Annotated in this window: 20 protein-coding genes and 1 tRNA gene; 15 read left to right on the top strand and 6 right to left on the bottom strand. The window is 67.9% G+C overall.

The window, feature by feature from the left end; genetic code table 11:
• Positions 1–245: 245 nt before the first annotated feature.
• Positions 246–1,052: an HAD-IB family hydrolase gene (locus ACIA8C_RS16280; protein ID WP_397135250.1), complete on the bottom strand. Its 807-nt coding sequence runs from the start codon at positions 1,050–1,052 to the stop codon at positions 246–248.
• A gap of 469 nt (positions 1,053–1,521) precedes the next feature.
• Between ACIA8C_RS16280 and ssd the strand changes: the two genes are divergently transcribed.
• From ssd to ACIA8C_RS16245, 7 genes are all read left to right on the top strand, one after another.
• A complete protein-coding gene (gene ssd, locus ACIA8C_RS16275; protein ID WP_397135248.1) occupies positions 1,522–2,634 on the top strand; it encodes a septum site-determining protein Ssd in 1,113 nt (370 codons plus the stop codon).
• A 127-nt stretch (positions 2,635–2,761) separates the two neighbouring features.
• Complete coding sequence (locus ACIA8C_RS16270) at positions 2,762–3,946, top strand: TadA family conjugal transfer-associated ATPase (RefSeq protein WP_397135246.1); 1,185 nt, start codon at positions 2,762–2,764, stop codon at positions 3,944–3,946.
• A gap of 28 nt (positions 3,947–3,974) precedes the next feature.
• Positions 3,975–4,766 carry a type II secretion system F family protein gene (locus ACIA8C_RS16265; protein ID WP_397135244.1) on the top strand — a complete coding sequence of 264 codons (792 nt, stop codon included), beginning with the start codon at positions 3,975–3,977 and terminating at the stop codon, positions 4,764–4,766.
• A gap of 336 nt (positions 4,767–5,102) precedes the next feature.
• On the top strand, positions 5,103–5,726 hold the full coding sequence (locus tag ACIA8C_RS16260) for a type II secretion system F family protein (RefSeq protein WP_397135242.1): 624 nt from the start codon (positions 5,103–5,105) through the stop codon (positions 5,724–5,726).
• A gap of 258 nt (positions 5,727–5,984) precedes the next feature.
• Positions 5,985–6,170, top strand: a complete 186-nt coding sequence (locus ACIA8C_RS16255; RefSeq protein WP_397135240.1) for a DUF4244 domain-containing protein — start codon at positions 5,985–5,987, stop codon at positions 6,168–6,170.
• Positions 6,171–6,232: 62 nt separating this feature from the next.
• A complete protein-coding gene (locus ACIA8C_RS16250) occupies positions 6,233–6,547 on the top strand; it encodes a TadE family type IV pilus minor pilin (protein WP_397135238.1) in 315 nt (104 codons plus the stop codon).
• Positions 6,544–7,008: an Rv3654c family TadE-like protein gene (locus tag ACIA8C_RS16245; RefSeq protein ID WP_397135236.1), complete on the top strand. Its 465-nt coding sequence runs from the start codon at positions 6,544–6,546 to the stop codon at positions 7,006–7,008. Before ACIA8C_RS16250 ends, ACIA8C_RS16245 begins: the two co-directional genes overlap by 4 nt.
• 312 nt (positions 7,009–7,320) lie before the next feature.
• Here ACIA8C_RS16245 and ACIA8C_RS16240 read toward each other — a convergent pair whose 3' ends face one another.
• Entirely contained in the window at positions 7,321–9,693 is a 2,373-nt protein-coding gene (locus ACIA8C_RS16240; RefSeq protein ID WP_397135234.1) for a DEAD/DEAH box helicase, read from the bottom strand.
• A 436-nt stretch (positions 9,694–10,129) separates the two neighbouring features.
• Here ACIA8C_RS16240 and ACIA8C_RS16235 point away from each other — a divergent pair, with 436 nt between their 5' ends.
• Positions 10,130–10,336, top strand: coding sequence for a cold-shock protein (locus tag ACIA8C_RS16235; RefSeq protein WP_011206895.1), 207 nt, complete (start codon positions 10,130–10,132; stop codon positions 10,334–10,336).
• A 321-nt stretch (positions 10,337–10,657) separates the two neighbouring features.
• Positions 10,658–13,579 carry a type I DNA topoisomerase gene (gene topA / locus ACIA8C_RS16230; RefSeq protein WP_397135232.1) on the top strand — a complete coding sequence of 974 codons (2,922 nt, stop codon included), beginning with the start codon at positions 10,658–10,660 and terminating at the stop codon, positions 13,577–13,579.
• Positions 13,580–13,642: 63 nt separating this feature from the next.
• Here the strand turns inward: topA and ACIA8C_RS16225 are convergent, their stop codons facing one another.
• On the bottom strand, positions 13,643–14,188 hold the full coding sequence (locus tag ACIA8C_RS16225; protein WP_397135230.1) for a DJ-1/PfpI family protein: 546 nt from the start codon (positions 14,186–14,188) through the stop codon (positions 13,643–13,645).
• A gap of 119 nt (positions 14,189–14,307) precedes the next feature.
• Here ACIA8C_RS16225 and ACIA8C_RS16220 point away from each other — a divergent pair, with 119 nt between their 5' ends.
• The 4 genes from ACIA8C_RS16220 to ACIA8C_RS16205 all read left to right on the top strand — a co-directional run bounded on the left by ACIA8C_RS16220 (position 14,308) and on the right by ACIA8C_RS16205 (position 17,587).
• Positions 14,308–15,513 carry a DNA polymerase III subunit delta' gene (locus tag ACIA8C_RS16220; RefSeq protein ID WP_397135228.1) on the top strand — a complete coding sequence of 402 codons (1,206 nt, stop codon included), beginning with the start codon at positions 14,308–14,310 and terminating at the stop codon, positions 15,511–15,513.
• Between the two features lie 72 nt (positions 15,514–15,585).
• A tRNA-Thr gene (locus tag ACIA8C_RS16215) sits at positions 15,586–15,658 on the top strand.
• A 192-nt stretch (positions 15,659–15,850) separates the two neighbouring features.
• A complete protein-coding gene (locus ACIA8C_RS16210) occupies positions 15,851–16,270 on the top strand; it encodes a YciI family protein (protein WP_397135226.1) in 420 nt (139 codons plus the stop codon).
• Between the two features lie 15 nt (positions 16,271–16,285).
• The gene (locus ACIA8C_RS16205) at positions 16,286–17,587 is read left to right on the top strand and encodes an RNA polymerase sigma factor (protein ID WP_397135224.1); all 1,302 of its coding nucleotides are present in this window, start codon (positions 16,286–16,288) and stop codon (positions 17,585–17,587) included.
• A 69-nt stretch (positions 17,588–17,656) separates the two neighbouring features.
• Here the strand turns inward: ACIA8C_RS16205 and ACIA8C_RS16200 are convergent, their stop codons facing one another.
• From ACIA8C_RS16200 to ACIA8C_RS16190, 3 genes are all read right to left on the bottom strand, one after another.
• The gene (locus ACIA8C_RS16200) at positions 17,657–17,947 is read right to left on the bottom strand and encodes a putative quinol monooxygenase (protein WP_397135222.1); all 291 of its coding nucleotides are present in this window, start codon (positions 17,945–17,947) and stop codon (positions 17,657–17,659) included.
• 133 nt (positions 17,948–18,080) lie between these two features.
• Positions 18,081–19,133, bottom strand: coding sequence for an alpha/beta fold hydrolase (locus ACIA8C_RS16195; protein ID WP_397135220.1), 1,053 nt, complete (start codon positions 19,131–19,133; stop codon positions 18,081–18,083).
• A 240-nt stretch (positions 19,134–19,373) separates the two neighbouring features.
• Positions 19,374–19,655 carry a hypothetical protein gene (locus ACIA8C_RS16190; protein ID WP_397135218.1) on the bottom strand — a complete coding sequence of 94 codons (282 nt, stop codon included), beginning with the start codon at positions 19,653–19,655 and terminating at the stop codon, positions 19,374–19,376.
• A 75-nt stretch (positions 19,656–19,730) separates the two neighbouring features.
• On the opposite strand from ACIA8C_RS16190, the gene ACIA8C_RS16185 reads away from it, so the two are divergent.
• Positions 19,731–20,108: a glyoxalase superfamily protein gene (locus ACIA8C_RS16185; protein ID WP_397135216.1), complete on the top strand. Its 378-nt coding sequence runs from the start codon at positions 19,731–19,733 to the stop codon at positions 20,106–20,108.
• A 53-nt stretch (positions 20,109–20,161) separates the two neighbouring features.
• Complete coding sequence (locus ACIA8C_RS16180) at positions 20,162–20,623, top strand: DUF2752 domain-containing protein (RefSeq protein ID WP_397135214.1); 462 nt, start codon at positions 20,162–20,164, stop codon at positions 20,621–20,623.
• Positions 20,624–20,666 lie beyond the last annotated feature (43 nt).

The raw sequence follows: 20,666 nt of genomic DNA, 5'->3' as shown, positions 1-20,666 counted from the left end.
GGAGACTGAACCTTCTCTTCCGGTCCTGCCTTGGCCTTCCGACCTTCCGTAGTTACCTTTCTACCCTGTGACGGCCCTCACATCAATAGCTGGTAAAACATTGAATTTTCGGCGTGTTGATCGGCGTTTCGTGGTTCAATGCCTGGTCGCGAGTTCCTGTGCATTCCGTCAGCAAACTCCCTCGGCAAGCATCCCGCTTCCCCTCGAGCAGCACGGCTCGCTGCGCGGTGAGCGTTGGCTAAGGCTCAGCTGCGCCGGCGCAGCAATCGATAGCTGATCGCGCCGGCCAGCACCGCGCTCAAGCCGACCACCGCGGTCGCGGCAAGGGTGGTGGACGACGGCGCCTGGAAGCGAGCCCACAGCGACACCGGATTCGAAAAGGTCAGGATGGGCCAGCCTTTGGCGACCGCCTCGCGGCGCAGGTTGCGATCCGGATTGACCGCCGTCGGATGGCCGACCGCGCTCAGCAGCGGCAGATCGGTGACCGAATCGGAATACGCGTAACAGCGCGCGAGATCGTAACCCTCACTGGCAGCGAGCTTTTCGATCGCGGCGACCTTGCCCTCGCCGTAGCAGTAGAACTCGACCTCGCCGGTGTACTTGCCGTCCGCGACGACCATCCTGGTCGCGGCGGTGTGCGAGGCGCCGAGCACCTCCGCGATCGGGCCGACGATCTCCTCGCCCGAGGCCGACACGATCACCACGTCATGGCCCCGGATCTTGTGGTCGGCAATGAGATCGGCCGCCTCGGCGTAGATCAGCGGATCCACCAGCTCGTGAAGTGTCTCGGCCACAATGTTTTTCACCTGCTCGACGTCCCACCCGGCGCACATGTTCGTGAGATGGGCGCGCATCCGCTCCATTTGGTCGTGGTCGGCGCCGGACAGCATGAACAAGAAGTGGGCGTAGCTGCTTTCGAGCACGTCGCGGCGGTTCAACAGGCCCTGCGCGTAGAAGGGCTTGCTGAAGACGAACGTGCTCGATTTCGCGATCACGGTCTTGTCCAGATCGAAGAAGGCGGCGACGCGTCCGTCCGCGGTGGGTAAGTCCACTCGACCAGCATAGGCGTACGCCGGGTCCGCTCGGCCGCGCGCGGGGCGCGCTCCGCGCGGTGCGGAACTGGGGATCGACTGGGGACCGCGGCGGTGTCGTCCCCCGGCGGTTTCCGAGCCGCGTCCTCGGCCGCGAGCGGGGAGTTTGCCCCGCGGCCACGGAGCAGGTATTCGCCGTAAAGTTCTGCCGCGACAGACTTGCGTTGTGGGCGGGGCTTGGGTGTAGTATTGCTGGCACCTGGACATGGTCCAGGCGCGTTCAGCCCGACCCCCCGGGGCTGAACCCGACGGCCCCAGCCTCCTCCCCCCCCGGCTGGGGCCGTCCTCTATTCAAAGGACGGTTCGCGTCCTGGTCGGCAGCCCGCGCATCCCGCGCCGCAGCACGCAAAAGTTCTCCACACCCCCGAGTTATCCACAATCGGCGCATCGCCCCTTCTGCCGTCGCGCGAATTCCGCCACGCTCAGCCGCATGAATCTTGAAGTGGCGCCGGACAACAGCAGCCCGCCACCGGCACTCGTGCTACTGCACGATCCCCGGCTGCGCGACGAGGTACGCCGCGTCGCCGCCGCGGCCGAACGCGCCCTGGACGAGCGGTCGCTACCCGTCGGCAGGCACGCGTGGACCGGAGCGCCCGTGGTGATCCTGGACACAGCCACGGCGCTGCGGGCCGCCGAAGCCGGGTATCTGCGCCGGGTCGGCGTTGTCCTGGTCACCGACGGTGAACCCGGACTGCCCGACTGGCAAGCCGCGGCGGCCGTCGGAGCCGAGCGCGTCATCGCGCTGCCCGGCGCCGCCGAAGGACTTATCGAGATGTTTGCTGAGTACGGCGAACACCGCACAGGAGACGGTGTTGTCGTCGCCGTCGCGGGTGCTGCCGGCGGGGCCGGGGCGTCGACTCTCGCCGCCGCGCTTGCGCTACGATCCGCCGCCGAAGGGTTCCGCCGCGACACCGTGCTCGTCGACGGCGCACCACTCGGCGGTGGTCTCGACCTGCTGCTCGGCATCGAAACCAGCGCTGGGCTGCGCTGGCCGGACCTGGTCGTCGAGGACGGCAGAGTCTCCGCCGCCGCACTGCACTCCGCCCTGCCCACCGCGGCGCCAGGCTTGGCGGTACTAGCCTGTGGCCGCTGCGGTGCGGGCCGGTTGCCACGCGAGATCGGACCCGCCGCCGTTCGCGCCGTTATCGAAGCAGGCCGTGCCGCAGGCGATTTGGTGGTGTGCGACATTTCCGGCGAACGCGGCCCGCACGCCGATCAAATGCTCGACTCCGCCGACCTCGTCGTGCTGGTCGTCCCGGCACGGTTACGCGCTGTTGCCGCCGCGGAAGCGGTTTCCGCCCACATCGGGCGTCGAAACCCCAACCAGGGCTTGATAGTCCGTGGTCCTGCTCCTGGCGGTCTGCGCGGTCCAGAGGTCGCGGAGGTGCTCGACCTCCCGTTACTCGCCGCCGTCCGCGCCCAAACGGGTCTGGCGGCTCGCCTGGAACGCGGCGGGCTCACCGTGCACCGGCGCGGACCGCTGCGCGAGGCCGCCGACGCGGTGCTCGATGTGTTGAGCGCACCCGTTGGTCAGCGGCGATGAATCGGCGACCGGTGAGCCCGCACGGCGAGCGGCCGATTCGACTGGTGATGCGGGCTGGGCGCGGCTCTCTGGTCAGGCGCGTCGAGACGATGGATCGCGCGGGTGCGGCTGCGAATCGGGGGCGACGATGAGTGCGCTGGTGACCTCCGAGCTGCTGGATCGGGTGCGGGAGCGGTTGTCCGGTGCGGCGGCGGATCCCGACCCGGCACAGGTGGCCGCCGCCATTCGGGCGGAGGCAGGTGGCGTGCTCGGTGATACGGATCTGCTTCGGGCGCTGCGGTTGTTGCAGACCGAGATGACCGGGGCCGGGGTGCTCGAGCCGCTGCTACACGATGCACAGGTCGCCGATGTGCTGGTCACCGGCCCGGACGCGGTGTGGATAGATCGTGGCCACGGCTTGGAGAAGACCTCGATCACGTTTCCGGACGAGGCCGCGGTGCGCAGGCTCGCGCAACGGCTTGCCCTTTCGGCCGGTCGGCGGCTCGACGACGCCCAGCCGTGGGTGGACGGCAGGCTGTCCGGAACCGGAGCGGCGCTGGGTGATTCGTTCGGTGTGCGGTTACATGCCGTGCTCGCGCCGGTCGCCCACGGTGGCACCTGCCTTTCGCTGCGCGTGCTGCGGCCCGCCACCCAGGGCCTGGACGCGTTGGCGGCGGCGGGCGCGGTACCGGCCGACGCAAAGCGACTGCTGGAGCAGGTCATTCGGGCACGACTGGCGTTCCTGGTGGTCGGCGGCACCGGCGCGGGCAAGACGACGCTGCTTTCCGGACTGCTCGCCAAGGTCGAACCCAGCGAGCGGATCATCTGCGTGGAGGACGCCGCCGAACTCGCACCACCGCACCCGCACGTGGTGCGGCTCGTCGCGCGCACCGCGAACGTCGAGGGCGTCGGCGCGGTGACCGTCCGCGACCTGGTGCGACAGGCACTGCGCATGCGACCGGACCGTATCGTCGTCGGCGAGGTCCGAGGCGCTGAGGTTGTCGACCTCCTGACCGCACTGAACACCGGCCACGACGGCGGCGCCGGAACGGTGCACGCGAACTCTCCACTGGAAGTACCGGCCCGTCTGGAAGCCCTTGCGGCCCTTGGCGGAATGGATCGCGTCGCCCTGCACAGCCAACTCGCCGCCGCGGTCCAGATCATCCTGCACGTTCACCGCCGACCCGACGGCTCCCGAGGTCTCCGCGAGATCGGCCTCGTCCACCGCGACGAAGACGGCCGCGTCCATATCGCGCCCGCGTGGCACGAATCCGCCCCGGCACCCGCCGCCGCCGACTTGGCCCGACTCCTCGACGAAAGGCTCGAACGATGATCGCCGGCCGAATCGGATGGGCCTGCCGATGAGTGTCGCGTTGATGTGTCTCGCGCTCGCACTGCTCGCGGCGCCCACGTCCGGTGCGCGTCGTCGATTCGACGGTCTGTTCGCGAAGCCGATCGAGGCCCGAAAAGTCCGGCGCGACAAGATACTTCGCTGCTTTGCCGGTGGCGGGGTCGTGACCGTGCTGGTATTCGGGCTCGGTCCGTTTCTTGCGGCGGCCACGGTGGTGGGGACAGTGGGGTTCCGCATCCGTCGCACGGGTCGGGATCGGCGCAGGAACGTCGAATGCGCCCACCTGCTCGACGCGTTAGAGGCGGTGATCGGCGAATTGCGGGTCGGCGCTCATCCGAGTGCCGCGGCCGAGGTAGCGGCGAGCGAGGCACGGGGCGAATCCGCCACGGTGTTCGCGGTGAGCGCCGGGCGCAGCAGGCTGGGCGGTTCCGCGGCCGAGGGGCTGCGACATCCGGACTCCATCGTGGCCGGCGAGCTGTCCCGCATCGCCGATGCATGGCAGGTGGCCGAGCAGCACGGACTCGCGCTCGCCGAGCTGCTGTCCGCCGCACGCGCGGACCTGGTGGGCCGCATCCGTTTCCACGGCCGCACCACCGCCGCCCTCGCAGGCGCCCGCGCCACCGCCACCGTCCTGGCCGCGCTACCTGTCCTCGGCATCGGCCTAGGCCAACTGATGGGCGCCGCCCCACTGCGTGTCCTCTTCACCTCGTCGGCAGGCACGGTGCTGCTGCCGCTAGGCGCCGCCCTCGCGTGCGCCGGCTTGCTGTGGACCGATGCCATCACGCGAAAGGTGCTCGTATGAAACAACCTTGTCCTCGTCTGCGCGACCGCTCGATTACTCGGCGAGTGAATGCTGTTGCGGCGCTGGGACTTTCCTATATGGAGTCGTGGCGTGCCGCAGTTCGGCCGGCGCGGTTGGACACGAGTTCTGCCGATGGCGCGTCGGGCCGTCCCGGTGGCCGGCCTCGTTCGGCGCCTTCGGTTTGCGCGTCAACGTCGTTCGAGATGTGCGTCCGTGCACGACCGATGCGGCTGGCCGTCGAGACCGGTGTAGCGGATTCGGTGCGAGTCACGGACTTCCACCCTGCGGATCCGAATTCCTCAGCGTTCAAAGCCCATTCGTGCGAGGAGGCCCAAAGTGGAGCTGGCGGGAGGTTATCCGGTACTGCCGATTTTGTTGCTTGCGATCGCGCTGATCCTGTTGCCGGGCCGGGTCGCGGTGAGTCGTCGGCTGCGGGCGCTTCGCGCGCCGGAGGTGGCGCAAGTCGTTGTGCCAGCGGCGAAGCAGAAGCTGGATCCGCTCGCGACGGCGTCGGTGTTCGACCTGTTGGCCGCGTGTCTGCGGGCTGGACTGCCGATGGCGGGGGCGGCGCGCGCCGTGGCGCCTGGTGCGCCGGAACCGTTGGGAGAGGCGCTGCGACGGGCCGCGGATCTGCTGGCGCTGGGTGCCGATGCCGCGACAGCATGGGAACGCGTGGCGGTAGACGGGGCCGGGCGCGCGGGTGCCGAGGAGATCGAGTCGTTGGCGCGAATGGCGCGGCGGTCGGCGCGGTCGGGTGCCTCGCTGGCCGTCGCGGTCGGGGAACTGGCCGAACAACGCCGGGCCGCGGTAGAGGACGCCGCCGCGGCACGAGCCGAGCGAGCCGGCGTGTTGATCGGCGGACCGCTGGGGCTTTGCTTCCTACCGGCATTCGTCTGCCTCGGCATCGTCCCGGTGGTGATCGGATTGGCGGGCCGGGTGCTCGGCGGTGGGCTGCTGTGAGCCGGTGTGAGCGAACCGCGATCGTGCGCGAGCGTCGGCGATGGGGGCGGACAGCTCAGTGCGTCCTCGGGTTTGGCGGAACTGCTCGTCCAAGAGGCGGGGTGGTGAGCGAGCGAGTTGTCGATGCCCTGCACGCGCGGACCAGGCCCATCGGAGCATTCCCGCGCGGATCGGCCGCGTGGGATGAGGTGAGAGGGGAATCAGGTGCGAATCGAGCGAATGGCGAGCCACGCGAGCCACGGCTTGGGGGCTGTATATATGGAGCTGCGTGTGCGAATCATGCACGCGGTGGTCGCGGACGACGGGATGAGCACGGCGGAGTACGCGATCGGCACCATCGCCGCCGCGGCGTTCGGGGCCGTGCTTTACGGGGTGGTGACCGGCGACAGCATTGTGAACGCGCTGACGAAGATCATCGATCGGGCACTCAACACCGCCGTGTAGCAACCGCGCTGTGCAAGGGAAGACGTTGTGGCACAACGTCGATCGGTGATGATCGAGGCTCGGTGACGGTGGAGGCGGCGATCGCCCTCGCCACCCTGATCGTCGCTGTCGTGCTGTGTATCGGAGCATTGCTGGCGGCGTCGACTCAGGTGCGCTGTGTCGACGCCGCCCGCGAAGCAGCTCGCCTGTCCGCCCGCGGCGACGCAGCGAACGCGATTTCAGCGGCCCGCCGCGTCGCACCCCCAGCCGCGGCCATCTCAGTGCAGACCGAGGGCAACCACATAATCGCCCGGGTCACCACCCATACCCCGCTCCTACCCATGCTCACCCTCCACGCCGACGCCATCGCCTCCCGCGAGCCAGGGACAACACCGTGAGCGCGTCAGCGTGCGAGTGGTGTCGTCGCTGCGTGCGCTCGGCTCTTCCTGGGCATCGGTGGCCGCGTAGTGGCAGCCGAAACGCAGGGGTAGGGGTGGGTGTGCTGGCGAGACTTCGAAGTGATGGTGGGGCGGCGACGGTGTTCGCGTGTCTTGCGCTGGCTGGGCTCATCGCGGCGACGCTGATGGTCGGGCAGGTGGGTGTGGTGGTTGTCACTCGGCATCGGGCGCAGGCGGCTGCGGATTTGGCGGCGCTCGCGGCGGCGGGGGCATTGGCTGAAGGGGGCGATGCGGGGTGCACGGAGGCGGGTGCGATCGCGCTGCGGATGGGGGTGCGGATGGAAGGGTGCGAAGTCGCCGAGTGGGACGCAACTGTGATTGTTAACAGGAATGTACCAATGGGTCTGTTAGGAGTACGCATGGTGCGCGCTGTCGCACGGGCCGGACCGGTAGAAGACTGAGAAAACCCTAAGTGCGGATGGCGCTCCGGTGTTGTCGCGAGTGGCGGGAATCGGCAATTCCCCTGGCCAAATAATTTCAGACGGCACAATTGTCCGCAGACACGCGGATAAAGAATCGAATGAATGCGCATGTACGCAGGCGGCGATGTGGCAATAGCGCAGTTAACCTGAATAAATTCCTCTTTAATCCGCTACCGTGCCCGGACCGCGGTCCGCAAGGGCTCCGGCCGCCCGTGGTGGTGATTGCGCAGGTCAGGTCGACATTCGAGCACATACGGAGCTCGGTCCCGCCACGGACCGAGCTCGGCAGCGTCATCCGACCGACAGTTCGGCCAGCACCGCGGTGAGTAATCGTGCCGCGCAGGCCTTGTCGAGCGGGTGGTTCCCGTTTCCGCACTTGGGCGACTGCACGCAGGACGGGCAGCCCGCCGCGCAGGAGCAGGACTCGATGACGGCGAGGGTCGCCGAGAGCCAGCGTTGCAGCTGGGCGAACCCGCGCTCGGCGAAGCCCGCACCGCCCGGCTGGCCGTCGTAGACGAACACCGTCGGCAGGCCGGTGTCCGGGTGCTCGGCGGTGGAGACCCCGCCGATATCCCACCGATCACAGGTCGCCACCAGCGGCAACAGTCCGATCGCCGCGTGCTCGGCGGCATGCAGCGCACCGGGCACGTCCGCCGTGTCGATTCCGGCCAGCGCCAACAACTCCGGGCTGACCGTGTACAGCACCGCCCGGGTCGGCAACGTGTGCTCGGGCATGTCGAGTTCAACCAGGTCCAGCACCTCGCCGGTGACCAGGGTGCGCAGATACCCGACCACCTGACTGGTCACCCTGACCTGTGCCAATGCGGTCATCACCCGGCCGTGGCGGCGCTGATCGGTCATCGCGTCGATGGCGATCGAGGTGACCGAGCGCGCGCTCGTGGTCCACCCCGGTTCGGCGGCATGCACGAACGCGACACCGTCCTCGAGATCCAGCTCGTCGACGACATAGGTCTCGCCCTGATGCAGATGAACAGCACCCTGATGCAGCGTCGCGGGCGCCCGCCCGGCATCGGCCGTACCCAGCAATCGGCCGGTCTCCCCGTCCACGATGGCCACCGGCGTACCGATCCCGCCACGGACATCGACGGCATCGTGCGGCTGTGTCTCCGCCGTGACGTACCAGCGCCCGCGATCCGCGTCGCCCGCGACCGCGCGCCGCCTGATCAGCCCTTTCTCGGCGAGGCCGGTGAGCACCTCGCGAGCGCCGAGCTCATCCACCTCGACATCGGTGAGCGGCAGTTCCAATGCCGCGCACAGCAACTGCGGACCGAGTACATAAGGGTTGCGCGGATCCGTGATCGTGGCCTCGACGGGCTTGTCCAGCAGCGCTTCCGGATGGTGCACAAGGTAGGTGTCCAGCGGATCGTCCCTGGCCACGAGCAGCACCAACGACCCCTGGGTGCGCCGCCCCGCCCGCCCGGCCTGCTGCCAGAACGACGCGACCGTCCCGGGAAAACCGCAGATCACCACGGCATCGAGCCCGGCGATATCGACCCCGAGCTCGAGCGCGTTGGTGGTCGCCGCGCCGAGCAGTGAACCGTCGGACAGGGCCGTCTCCAGGTCGCGCCGATCCTCCGCCAGATACCCGGCTCGATAGGCGGCGACGCGCTCGGCCAGGCCCGGATCGACATCGCTCAGCAGCCGTCGCGCGTCCATCGCGGTGAGCTCGGCGGCCCGTCGCGACCGCACGAAGGTCAGCGTTCGCGCGCCCTCGACCACCAGGTCGGCCATGATCCGCGCGGCCTCCGTGGTGGCCGCCCGCCGGACCGGTGCACCGTTTTCCCCGGTCATCGCGGTGAGCAGGGGCGGCTCCCACAGTGCGACGGTGCGTGGCCCCTGCGGCGACCCGTCCTCGGTGACCGCGACGCACGGCGCCCCGATCAGCCGGGAGGCGGCGGCCGCGGGCTCCGCGGTGGTGGCCGAACAGAGCACGAACACCGGATCGGCGCCGTAACGTGCGGCGATCCGGCGCAGCCTGCGCAGCACCAGCGCCACATGGGAACCGAAAACGCCGCGATAGGCATGGCATTCGTCGACAACGATGTATCGCAGCCTGCGCAGCACCCGCGCCCAGCGTTGATGCGAGCGCAGGATGCCGAGATGCAGCATGTCGGGGTTGGTGAAAACCCAGCGCGCGTTCGCTCGCACCCACTGCCTGATCTCGGCGGGCGTATCGCCGTCATAGGTGGCCGGATGAATATCGCGCAGCGGTCCCTCGTGGGTCAGCGCGCCAACGGCCCGCAGTTGATCGGCGCCGAGTGCTTTGGTCGGTGCCAGATAAATAGCGGTGGCACGTGGGTCTTCACGCAGCGCGGTCAATACCGGCAGCTGATATCCCATCGACTTGCCGGAGGCGGTGCCGGTGCTGACCACTACGTTGGCGCCGCCGAAGGCGAGGTCGGCGGTGCGGGTCTGATGACTCCACGGCGCGGCGACGCCGGTGTCCTGTAATGCCGAGATCACCTCTGGCGATGTCCAATCGGGCCAGGTGGTGACCTCGGCGGCGCGTGCGGGTAGCTCGACGACATGGGTTAGCCGAGGGTCGTCGGAGGGTGCGCCGGCTAGGACACGATTCAGCAACGATGTCCCATAGCCGAGGCCGTTAGGGAGTGCGGTACGGGCGGTCGAGCTCGTCGGATTCATGCGACGCGCGCCGCGACACGTTGAGAAAGTGTGAAACGTGCACGGTTAGGAAGCTCTACCTGCCAATTCGATACCAAATAGCGACCTGGGTCACAGGCTGTTTGCCATACGCCCACTCGGTTATCGGGAGGCAAACGAACCGCAAGTCTGGATTCTGGCATTGTGTCCCTCACCTGCGCATTCGCAAGATCAACTTTTTTGCAAATTGTCGGTAACTCGACTGTTGAATTGCTCGGAGACATGGTTCACTGGTTCCTGGTCGCAAGCTTCTGTGTTCGAGGGTCGGATCCAAAGTCCAAACCGTCAGCAGGATCGATGTTGCGAACGGTGTGCTTGGTGCTTTCCTGCAGGGGGAACCAACAGTACAGCGGTCGGAACGGGCCCGGTGGACGAACCCAGTTGTCCGCCGTTCCGGTAAGAAAAGAGAAGGAACAGAATGGCACAGGGAACTGTGAAGTGGTTCAACGCGGAGAAGGGGTTCGGCTTCATCGCGCCCGAGGACGGCTCCGCTGACGTCTTCGTCCACTACTCCGAAATTCAGGGTTCGGGCTTCCGCACCCTCGAAGAGAACCAGAAGGTCGAGTTCGAGGTCGGCCAGGGCACCAAGGGCCCGCAGGCCACCGGAGTTCGCGCGCTCAGCTGAGCGACGCCATCCCACTCTCGTCCCTCACCGCCGGTAACCCGGAGGTGGGGGACGAGCTATATCTGGGGCAAAAACACACCCCGCGACTCGGGTCAGGGCGTTGTGAACACGCCGTGGCGCAGCCGAGGCCTGAACACAAGGCATACTGATTCGCAGTGACGCGCGTACGCTCTGTGGTTCAAGTCGCAAGCACTCGACCACACGTAGCGTCAAGGTATAAACGTGTCTGGTGGCGACGCCCAGCCGTCGTCCCCGCTTGCCCCAGCCGCGCACAGCGCCGAAAAGCGTCAGCGCGGGTCGACAGGAAAGGTGTATTCGCCGGTGGCAACACGAGACCGCGGTGCAGCCGACCAGGGCCGTCCCCTGCGTCGTCTCGTGATCGTCGAGTCCCCAACCAAGGCCCGCAAGATAGCCCCCTATCTAGGCCGTAACTACACGGTCGAGGCCTCGGTGGGTCATATCCGGGACCTGCCGCGTGGGGCGGCGGACGTTCCCGTCAAATACAAGGGTGAGTCCTGGGCGCGCCTCGGCGTCGACGTGGACCACGACTTCGAGGCCATCTATGTGGTGAGCCCCGATAAGAAGGCCAAGGTCGCCGAGCTCAAGAGCTTGCTGAAGGACGCCGACGAGCTCTATCTCGCCACCGACCCCGACCGGGAGGGCGAGGCGATCGCCTGGCACCTGCTGGAGACGCTCAAGCCCAAGGTCCCGGTCCGGCGGATGGTGTTCCACGAGATCACCGAGTCGGCCATCCAAGCGGCCGCGGCCGACACGCGGGACCTCGACAACGATCTGGTCGACGCGCAGGAGACCCGCCGCATTCTGGACCGGCTGTACGGCTACGAGGTCAGTCCGGTGCTGTGGAAGAAGGTCATGCCCCGGCTCTCGGCAGGCCGGGTGCAGTCGGTCGCCACCAGGGTGATCGTCCAGCGGGAACGCGAGCGGATGGCGTTCCGCTCGGCCGAATACTGGGACATCGCCGCGAAACTCGACGCGGGCCCCGGCGAAGACGGTGACACCAGCAACCCGAGGACCTTCGGGGCGCGACTGGTGAATGTGGCCGGTGCGCGCGTCGCGACCGGTCGTGACTTCAGCTCGGATGGCCAGCTCAAGACCGCCTCCGGGGTGGTCGTGCTGGACGAGGCCTACGCGCACCGCTTGGCGCAGGCCCTCGACGGCGCCGACCTGGTGGTCTCCTCCGCGGAGGCCAAGCCGTACACGCGTAAGCCGTACCCGCCGTTCATGACCTCGACGCTGCAGCAGGAGGCCGGGCGCAAGCTGCGCTTCAACTCCGAGCGCACGATGCGGGTCGCCCAGCGGCTGTACGAAAACGGCTACATCACCTATATGCGTACCGACTCGACCACGCTGTCCGAGTCGGCGATCGCCGCGGCGCGCTCGCAGGCGACTCAGCTGTACGGCGCCGAGTACGTGCATCCGACACCCCGCCAGTACACCCGCAAGGTGAAGAACGCGCAGGAGGCACACGAGGCGATCCGCCCGTCCGGCGACACCTTCGCCACCCCGGGCCAGTTGCACGCGCGCCTGGACAACGACGAGTTCCGGCTCTACGAGATGATCTGGCAGCGCACGGTTGCCTCGCAGATGGCCGACGCCAGGGGTACCACGCTCACGCTGCGCATCACCGGCACCGCGGCCACCGGCGAGGAATGCGTGTTCTCCGCATCGGGTCGCACCATCACCTTCGCTGGCTTCCTGAAGGCCTACGTGGAGAGCGTGGACGAGGAGGCAGGCGGTCAATCCGACGACGCCGAATCCCGGCTGCCCGCGCTCGACGAGGGCCAGGGCGTCACCGCGGTCGAGCTGAATCCCGATGGGCACAGCACGAATCCGCCCGCCAGATACACCGAAGCGTCGCTGATCAAGACGCTCGAAGAGCTCGGCATCGGCCGACCCTCCACCTACGCGTCGATCATCAAGACGATCCTCGACCGCGGCTATGTGTACAAGCGCGGCAGCGCGCTGGTGCCGTCGTGGGTGGCGTTCGCCGTGATCGGTTTGCTGGAAGAGCATTTCGGCAGGCTGGTCGACTTCGACTTCACCGCGGGCATGGAGGACGACCTCGACGCTATCGCCGGTGGCCGCGAGCAGCGCGGAAGTTGGTTGTCCAGCTTCTATTTCGGCGGCCAGACCGGCGCCGAGGGTTCGGTCGCGCGCTCGGGCGGGCTGAAGAAGATGGTCGGCGAGCGACTCGACGACATCGATGCGCGAGAAATCAACTCCATCAAGCTCTTTGCCGACGACGAGGGACGCGACGTCGTCGTCCGGGTCGGCAGGTATGGACCGTATCTGGAGCGGATGGTCATCAATCCCGATGACCCCGAAGGCAATTCGGTCTCGCAGCGGGCCAATCTGCCCGATGATCTGCCGCCGGACGAGCTGACCATCGAGGTCGCCGAGAAGCTGTTCTCGACGCCGCAGGAGGGCCGCTCGCTCGGCATCGATCCGGCGTCCGGGCACGAAATCGTCGCCAAGGAAGGACGTTTCGGCCCGTACGTCACCGAGGTGCTCCCGGAGCCCGCCGCCGAGGAAACGACGGCCCCCGCCAAGAAGACGGCGAAGAAGGCGGCCGCGCCCAAGCCGCGCACCGGTTCGCTGTTCAAGTCGATGGATCTGGCGTCCGTCACGCTCGACGACGCGCTCAAGCTGCTTTCGTTGCCGCGCGTGGTCGGCGCGGACCCGGCCTCCGGTGAGGAGATCACCGCGCAGAACGGTCGCTACGGCCCATATCTGAAGAAGGGCACCGACTCTCGTTCGCTCACCAGTGAGGATCAGATCTTCGACGTCACGCTCGACGAGGCGCTGAAGATCTACGCCGAGCCGAAGCGGCGCGGACGGCAGGCGTCCGCCGCGGCGCCGTTGCGCGAGTTGGGCAACGACTCGGCCTCCGGCCAGCCGATGGTGATCAAGGACGGACGTTTCGGTCCGTACGTCACCGACGGCGAGACCAATGCCACGCTGCGCAAGGGCGACGAGATCGAGTCGATCACCCCGGAGCGGGCGATGGAACTGCTCGCGGATCGCCGGGCGCGCGGACCGGTTAAGAAGAAGGCCGCGGCCAAGAAGGCACCCGCCAAGAAGACCGCGGCGAAGAAGACCGCGGCGAAGAAGACCGCGGCCAAGAAGGCGACGGCCAGCAAGTCGACGACCACCAAGACGGTCGCGAAGAAGACCGCCGCGAAGAAGACGGCGGCGAAGAAGACCGGCGTCGGGAATTCCTGAGTTCGCGGGTCGGGCGCCGGGCCCTATGGTCCGAAACGCGCGACCCGCGAACGGATTACCGCGCTACTTGCCGAGCACCCTGAGGAATTCACGCATCCACGCGGGATGATCGGGCCAGGCGCGGCCAGTGACGATGTTCTCGTCGACGTAGGCCTCGCTGTCCACGAACTCGGCCCCGGCCGCCTCGATATCCGGGGCCAACGCCGGGTACGCGCTGCACGAACGGCCGACCAGAACGCCTGCGGCAGCAAGGATCAGCGGTCCATGGCACAGCGCGGCGATGGGTTTTCCCGCCTCCGCGAAGTGCCGTGCCAGGCGCTGGCAGTCCTGGTTGTTGCGCAGGTACTCCGGTGCCCGGCCGCCCGGCACCACCAACGCGTCGTAGCTGGCCGGATCGACATCGGCGAACGCGACGTCGGCCGGCCAACTGTGCCCGAGCTTTTCGGTGTAGGTATCGAAGCCATCGACGAAGTCGTGCACAACGAACTGCAGCTGCTTGACCGCGGGGGCCGCGATGTGCACCTCGTGGCCCTCTTCGAGCAGGCGCTGATACGGGTACATGACCTCGAGGTCTTCGGCCGCATCGCCGGTGATCAACAGGATTCTCACGGTGATTCCACCTCCTTCTCGAGGATCCGCCCGGCGGTCGGCACGGTCAATACCCGCGTGCGCGTCGCCAGGACCCGACCGGGCGATCCGTGTCGGTGCGGGCGGCTAGGGTGTACGGCGTGGCAGGTGTCTTCGATCGGTTGGTCGGCCAGGATGCGGTCGAGTCCGCGCTCACGACCGCCTCGGTCGCGGCCCGCGCGGAGGTCGTCCAAGGGGCGATGACGCATTCGTGGCTGTTCACCGGCCCGCCCGGATCGGGGAGATCCGTTGCGGCGCTGTGCTTTGCGGCCGCGTTGCAATGCACCGATCCCGGCAGCCCTGGGTGTGGCCGCTGCCATGCCTGCACCACCACCATGGCGGGTACGCACGGCGACGTGCGCCGGGTGATCCCGGAGGGCCTGAGCATCAGCACCAAGGAGATGCGCGAGATCGTGCAGATCGCCTCGCGCAGGCCGAGTACCGGCCGGTGGCAGGTGGTCGTCATCGAGGACGCCGACCGGTTGACCGAGGCCGCAGGCAACGTGCTGCTGAAGGTGGTCGAGGAGCCGCCGGACCGGACGGTGTTCCTGCTGTGCGCGCCGTCGGTCGACCCGGAGGACATCTCGGTGACCCTGCGCTCCCGCTGCAGGCACGTGCACCTGGTGACACCCTCGGTGCCCGCCATCGCGCGGGTACTGCGGGAACGCGACAAGCTCGACGAGAAGACCGCGAACTGGGCGGCCTCGATCAGCGGCGGACACGTCGGCCGGGCCCGCCGCCTGGCCACCGACGCCGAGGCACGCGAACGCAGGCAACGCGCACTGGCCCTGGTCGCCGCCGCCTCGAAGCCCGGCGCCGCCTATGCCGCCGCCGACGAACTGGTCAAGGCCGCCGACGACGAAGCCAAACAGATGAGCGCGGGCCGCGACGACCGCGAGCGCGAAGAACTGGCCACCGCGATGGGCGCGGGCGGCACCGGCAAGGGCGCCGCTGGCGCCACCCGCGGTTCCGCGGGCGTGCTGAAAGACCTGGAGCGCCGCCAGAAGTCACGCGCCACCCGCACCGGCCGCGATTCCCTCGACCGCGCCCTCATCGACGTCGCCGGCGTCTACCGCGACGCGCTCGCCGTCCGCTTCGGCGCCGCCCGCAACGGCTCCGGCGTCGCCCTCACCCACCCCGACATGTCCGACCAGATCCACGACCTGGCCGACCGGGTCCGCCCGGAGGGCCTACTCAAATCTATCGACGCGGTCCTGGCCTGCCGCGAAGCCCTGGACGTGAACGTCAAACCCCGCTTCGCCCTGGCCGCCCTAGCCGCCGCCCTGATGGCCGCCCAATCCACCTGACACCGCCCCCGGTGACCACCCGTTTTCGCGATCCACCCGCCAAGACGATAGACTCGCCACGCCGAAAGGCACGCCGCCTTAGCTCAGTCGGTAGAGCGCTTCACTCGTAATGAAAAGGTCGCGAGTTCGATTCTCGCAGGCGGCTCAGGTTCAGTTGCCCCTGCATGCGGATTCGCATGCGGGGGCTTTTTCGTCATCATCGATCAGGCGATCGGCTCTAGGCGGACTCGGTGCCCGGAAAGAAATTTCGAGGGCGTGTCGATCTCTGGTGTCACCCGTTCGACCTAAGGGTGAAAGGGTCCAGATGGGACCCGGATGAACCGAGGAGACGGAAACCATGAAGTACATGCTGGTGATGCGCGCGACGGACGAGGCTTACGCGGGGATGGGGGAGGTCGACTTCGACAAGATGCTGGAGACGGTCGGGCGGTTCAACGAGGAGCTGATCCGGGCCGGGGTGCTGCTCGCGGCCGAGGGGCTCGAGGCTCCGGCCGAGGGTGTGGTCGTCGATTACTCCGCTGAGCCGCCCATCGTCACCGACGGACCCTACGGTGAGACCAAGGAGCTGTTCGGCGGCTTCTACATCCTCAATGTGGCGTCGAAGGAGGAGGCGATCGAGTGGGCCAAGCGCATGCCGATGGCCAGTCCGGGCTTCAAGACCGAGATCAGGCGGGTTTCTTCGATCGACGAATTCCCGCAGGACAACGAGTGGATTCAGAAGGAACGGGCGTGGCGCGAAGCCACCGGCCAGCTCTGAGCGGGACTGCGGGCGATGGCCGAGCACACTGGTCGTGAGGCCGTCGCCGCCGTCTGGCGGATCGAATCCGCGCGGATTGTCGGTGCGCTGGCGCGCTACACCGGCGATTTCTCGCTCGCCGAAGACCTTGCGCAGGAGGCGCTGGCCGAAGCGCTGGTGACCTGGCCGCGCGACGGGGTACCGGACAATCCCGCGGGGTGGCTGCTCACCGTCGGCAGGCGGCGGGCCATCGACACGTTCCGGCGGCGGTCCGCCCTCGATGACCGGTACACCGCGCTCGCCCACAACCTGGGCGAGGGCGGTGCCGTCTCGGGCAGCGAACCGGCCGAGCCGGCAGCCGGTGACGTGCTGTGGGATCCGGACCAGATCGATGACGACATCCTCGCGCTGATGTTCATCTCCTGCCATCCGACGCTGTCCCGAGACGCCAGGGTCGCGCTCACGCTGCGCGTCGTCGGCGGTCTGACCAGCGACGAGATCGCCAGGGCGTGCCTGGTGCCGACCGCGACCGTGCAGGCCCGCATCACCAGGGCGAAGAAGACGCTGGCCGCGGCCAAGGTGCGGTTCGAGGTGCCGTCGGCGCAGGAGCGGGCCGTGCGGCTCACCTCGGTGCTCAACGTGGTGTATCTGATCTTCACCGAGGGATCCTCAGCCAGTTCCGGAGCCGAGCTGATCCGGTCCGAACTCGCGGGCGAAGCACAACGACTGGCCAGGGTGCTCGCTCGATTGGTGCCGAACGAGCCTGAGGCACAAGGACTTCTGGCGCTCCTCGAGCTCACCGCGGCACGCTTCCCCGCCCGCACCGGACCGGACGGACACCCGGTCCTGCTGGCACAGCAGGACCGTCGTCGCTGGGACCGCGCCGCCATCGCCCGCGGCCGCGCCGCCTTGGATCGCGCGAGCCGGGTCGGCCGAGGCCTCGGCGCCTACGGCCTACAGGCCGCGATCGCCGAATGTCACGCTGTAGCACCCTCAGTCGAGGAGACAGCCTGGGACCGCATCGTGCTGCTCTACGAAGCCCTCGGCCACCTAGCCCCCTCCCCGGTAGTCGACCTCAATCGCGCGGTGGCGATATCAATGGCACAGGGACCAGCCGCCGCACTACCAATCGTCGACGAGTTAAGTTCTGCCCCAGCACTTTCAAGCTCACACCTGCTGCCAACCATACGCGGCGAACTACTGACCCAGTTAGGCCGAATAACGGAAGCCCGCACCGAATTGACCCGCGCAATCACCTTGTGCGCCAACGCCCGCGAGCGCGCCGTCCTATCCGCCAAGCTCGCCGCCCTAACCGGCAGCTCGTCGAACGGGACTTGATGGCGCTGACACGCCGCAGCGGCCGCCACCATGTCCCGTTCGGTGACGTGGGGGTGTTGTCGCCGGTGCTTAGTCGAAGGGATCGCGTTCGTCGGTGACGGTGTACTTCTTGACGTGGGTGTTCTTGGTGGGGATGCGGGGGTTGGGGGCGTTGGCTTCGGCTCGCCAGGCTTCGAGGTTTTCGGGGGTGTCCCAGCGTTCGAGGATGTTGACGCGGCCGGGGTCGATGGGGTCGGCGGTGATGGCGCAGTCGAGGCAGCCGGGGGCGGAGCGGCAGCGGCTGAGTAAGTCGTGGAAGGCGCTGACCAATGCGTCGCGCTGGGCAGGGTCGACTTCGGTGTAACCGGCGATGATCAACATTCGGGAAACCTCTTCTGCCGAGGGGTGATTGGCTACTCAGCAGTAGGGACGACGTCGAATCGCGGAAGTAATCGGTGCGTGGCTGTTGCTCCTGGGCTGGGCGCCGTTGACCAGCCCAGGAGAACGAGTGGGGTCAGCCCGCGACGGCCGTGCGCAGCGTGGCCTGTTGGGCGACGAGCTCGAGTTCCGCGTTGAAGCGGTCGGCGGCCTCGATATTGCCGAGGTGGCCGGTGGGCCAGCTGTGGTAGGCGGCGAGGTGGCCGGTGCGGGACAGGGTGTCGGCGATGCGGCGGGCCATCCGCTCCGGCAGCAGCCGGTCGTGGCTGCCGGAGATGACCGTGGTGGGGATGGTCAGGTGGGCGGCGCCGTCGCTGACGTCGAGATCGGCCAGGGCGGCGGCGTGCTTGCCGCGGGCCAGCGGGCGACAGGAGCGGACGATGCCGAGGGCGAAGTTCACCTCGTCGGCGGTGGCGTGCTTGCTCATCACGCGATCCTTGAGCACCGCGCCGACGAGCCAGCCGCCGGGCAGCGGGACCGGGCTGCTCAGCACCGACTCGGAGACGAAGGTGGGCATCCGGACGGGGGCGCCGAGCAGTGTGATCGGCTTGTTCTGCACGATGAGCTGCTTGTTCAGCAGGGGGAGTAGGTCGGTGTCGTACCGGATGTTGCCCGCGGTGGTGTTCAGCAGGATGGCGGCGGAGGCGCGGCGGGTGACCTGCTCGGGGTAGCGAGCTGCCCACGCCTGCACGGTGATTCCGCCCATGCTGTGCCCGGCGAGCACGGCGCGCTGGCCGGGGCGCAGGGTGGCGTCGAGGACGGCGGACAGATCGTCGGCGAGGGTGTCCCGGCTCGGCATGCGCCGCCCGAGATCGCTGGCGCCGTGCCCGCGCTGGTCGTAGCAGACCACCCGGTAGCGATCGGCGAACGCGTTGATCTGTGGATTCCAGTACTCGATGCTGCAGCTCCAGCCGTGGATCAGCACGATGACGTCGCCGTCGGCGGGGCCGTAGGCGTGTACTCGCAGGCGGGTGCCGTCGACGGTGGTGACCGGAATGATCTCGAGGGGCGCGGTGGGAGCGTTCAACGACGCGGTCCGGAAGGTGCGTGATCGCAGTCCGGCACGATAAGCGGCGGTCAGGGCGCCATTGCGCGCGTCCGCCAAAGTCTTCATCGACTTCACCAGCATCGGGCACTCCTTTGTGTCTGCCGCCACAGTACAGTGCAAGCTATGTGCTTGCTAGTGCAAGCGCGCCGCGGCGGAACTTCTGGCTCATAGGGTTGAATACCCGGAAGCCGATGCAGTGACACTGTCTCTCTTCACAAATATTCGCGCAACGAGCTGGCCTCTGTTGTCTTCATCGCCAATGGCGCGGGGTCGCGCTAGCTCGCGAAAGTGGCGATCCAGTAACGGTTTCCGCGAACCCGCTCAACCGGCGGAGTTCAACGCGGCGATCACCTCGGGGAGCACAAGGCACACCTGGTCGTCCGGATGGAAGTCGCTCGGCACATCGCCGCGGTGCGGCGCGCGGACGAAGACCACGACGGAGGAACCGTCGCCGGGATCGATCTCTACCGCGACCATCCGGTCGCTGTCGTCGTCGAGATCGTGGTGCTTGGGTGCGGACCAGTGCCCCACATGCCCGAAATCGAGCTTGCGAGTCGCGTTGACCGCGAATCCATCGAGCCGGGTAAATCCAGCGGCATCCACGGTGGAAATCATACTCTACCTGCGAAAATGGGGAACATATTCGATCTTGTCGGACCCCGGTGCGATGATCGTCGGGTGGCTTCCGATGCGATCGGCTTCGCGGCACCCATCCCCATACTGCGCATGTTCGATGTCGCGCGGGCGTACGAGTTCTATTGCGACTACCTGGGTTTCACCGTCGACTGGGAGCACCGCTTCGGCGCTGACTTCCCGCTGTACGCGCAGGTCTCCCGGGGTGCCGCGAAATTCCACCTCAGCGAGCATCACGGTGACGGCACGCCGGGCACCGTCGTGTGGATCGCGGTGGCCGACGTCAAAGCGTGGCACGCCGAGCTAGCAGGCAAGCAGTACCGCTACGCCAAGCCGGGGCCGCCGGAAGACGGCCCGGGTGGTCCCGGATTCGAGCTGATCGACCCTGCCGGCAATACCCTGCGCTTCGCCCAGCCCGACTAGACCCCACGCCGTCCTGTGGCGGTGAGCAAGGGCGCACAGTTACCGTTAAGGCTGTGGACAGCACGCACGTGGCACCGGAACCGGCGGCGCAGCAGGATTCAGTACCGACCAAGCCCGGTCTGCGCGGCGTAGGAGTGCCGCTGCTGGTTGCGGGGGTAGGCATCGGAATCGGCGTGCTGCTGCACCTGCGCGACCCGCACGTCGACGGTTCCTACGGTGTGTGCCCGGTCTACGCGCTGACCGGATGGTGGTGCCCAGGCTGCGGCGGTATGCGCGCCGTGCACAACCTGACCGACGGCCACCTGCTGGACGCGTTGCACAGCAACCTGCTTTCGATTCCGCTGGTCCTCGCCTTCGTGCTGTGGGTGACCGACTGGTCCCTGCGCGCCTGGCGCGGCCAGCGCATGCGCCTGCCCTCGATCAGCCGCACCACGATGTGGACGTTCTTCGCGTTCTTGACGGTCTACACCGTCCTGCGCAATACGCCGTGGGGCACCTGGTTCACCCCGGTCTAGTCCGATCCGGCGTGCCCGCGCGATTCACCCGCCGCGCACCGGG

The organism is Nocardia sp. NPDC051321 (assembly GCF_044455225.1).
Classification (GTDB): domain Bacteria; phylum Actinomycetota; class Actinomycetes; order Mycobacteriales; family Mycobacteriaceae; genus Nocardia.
Note: the sequence above shows the minus strand (reverse complement) of the source record. Positions and strands in the feature narration are given on the sequence as shown.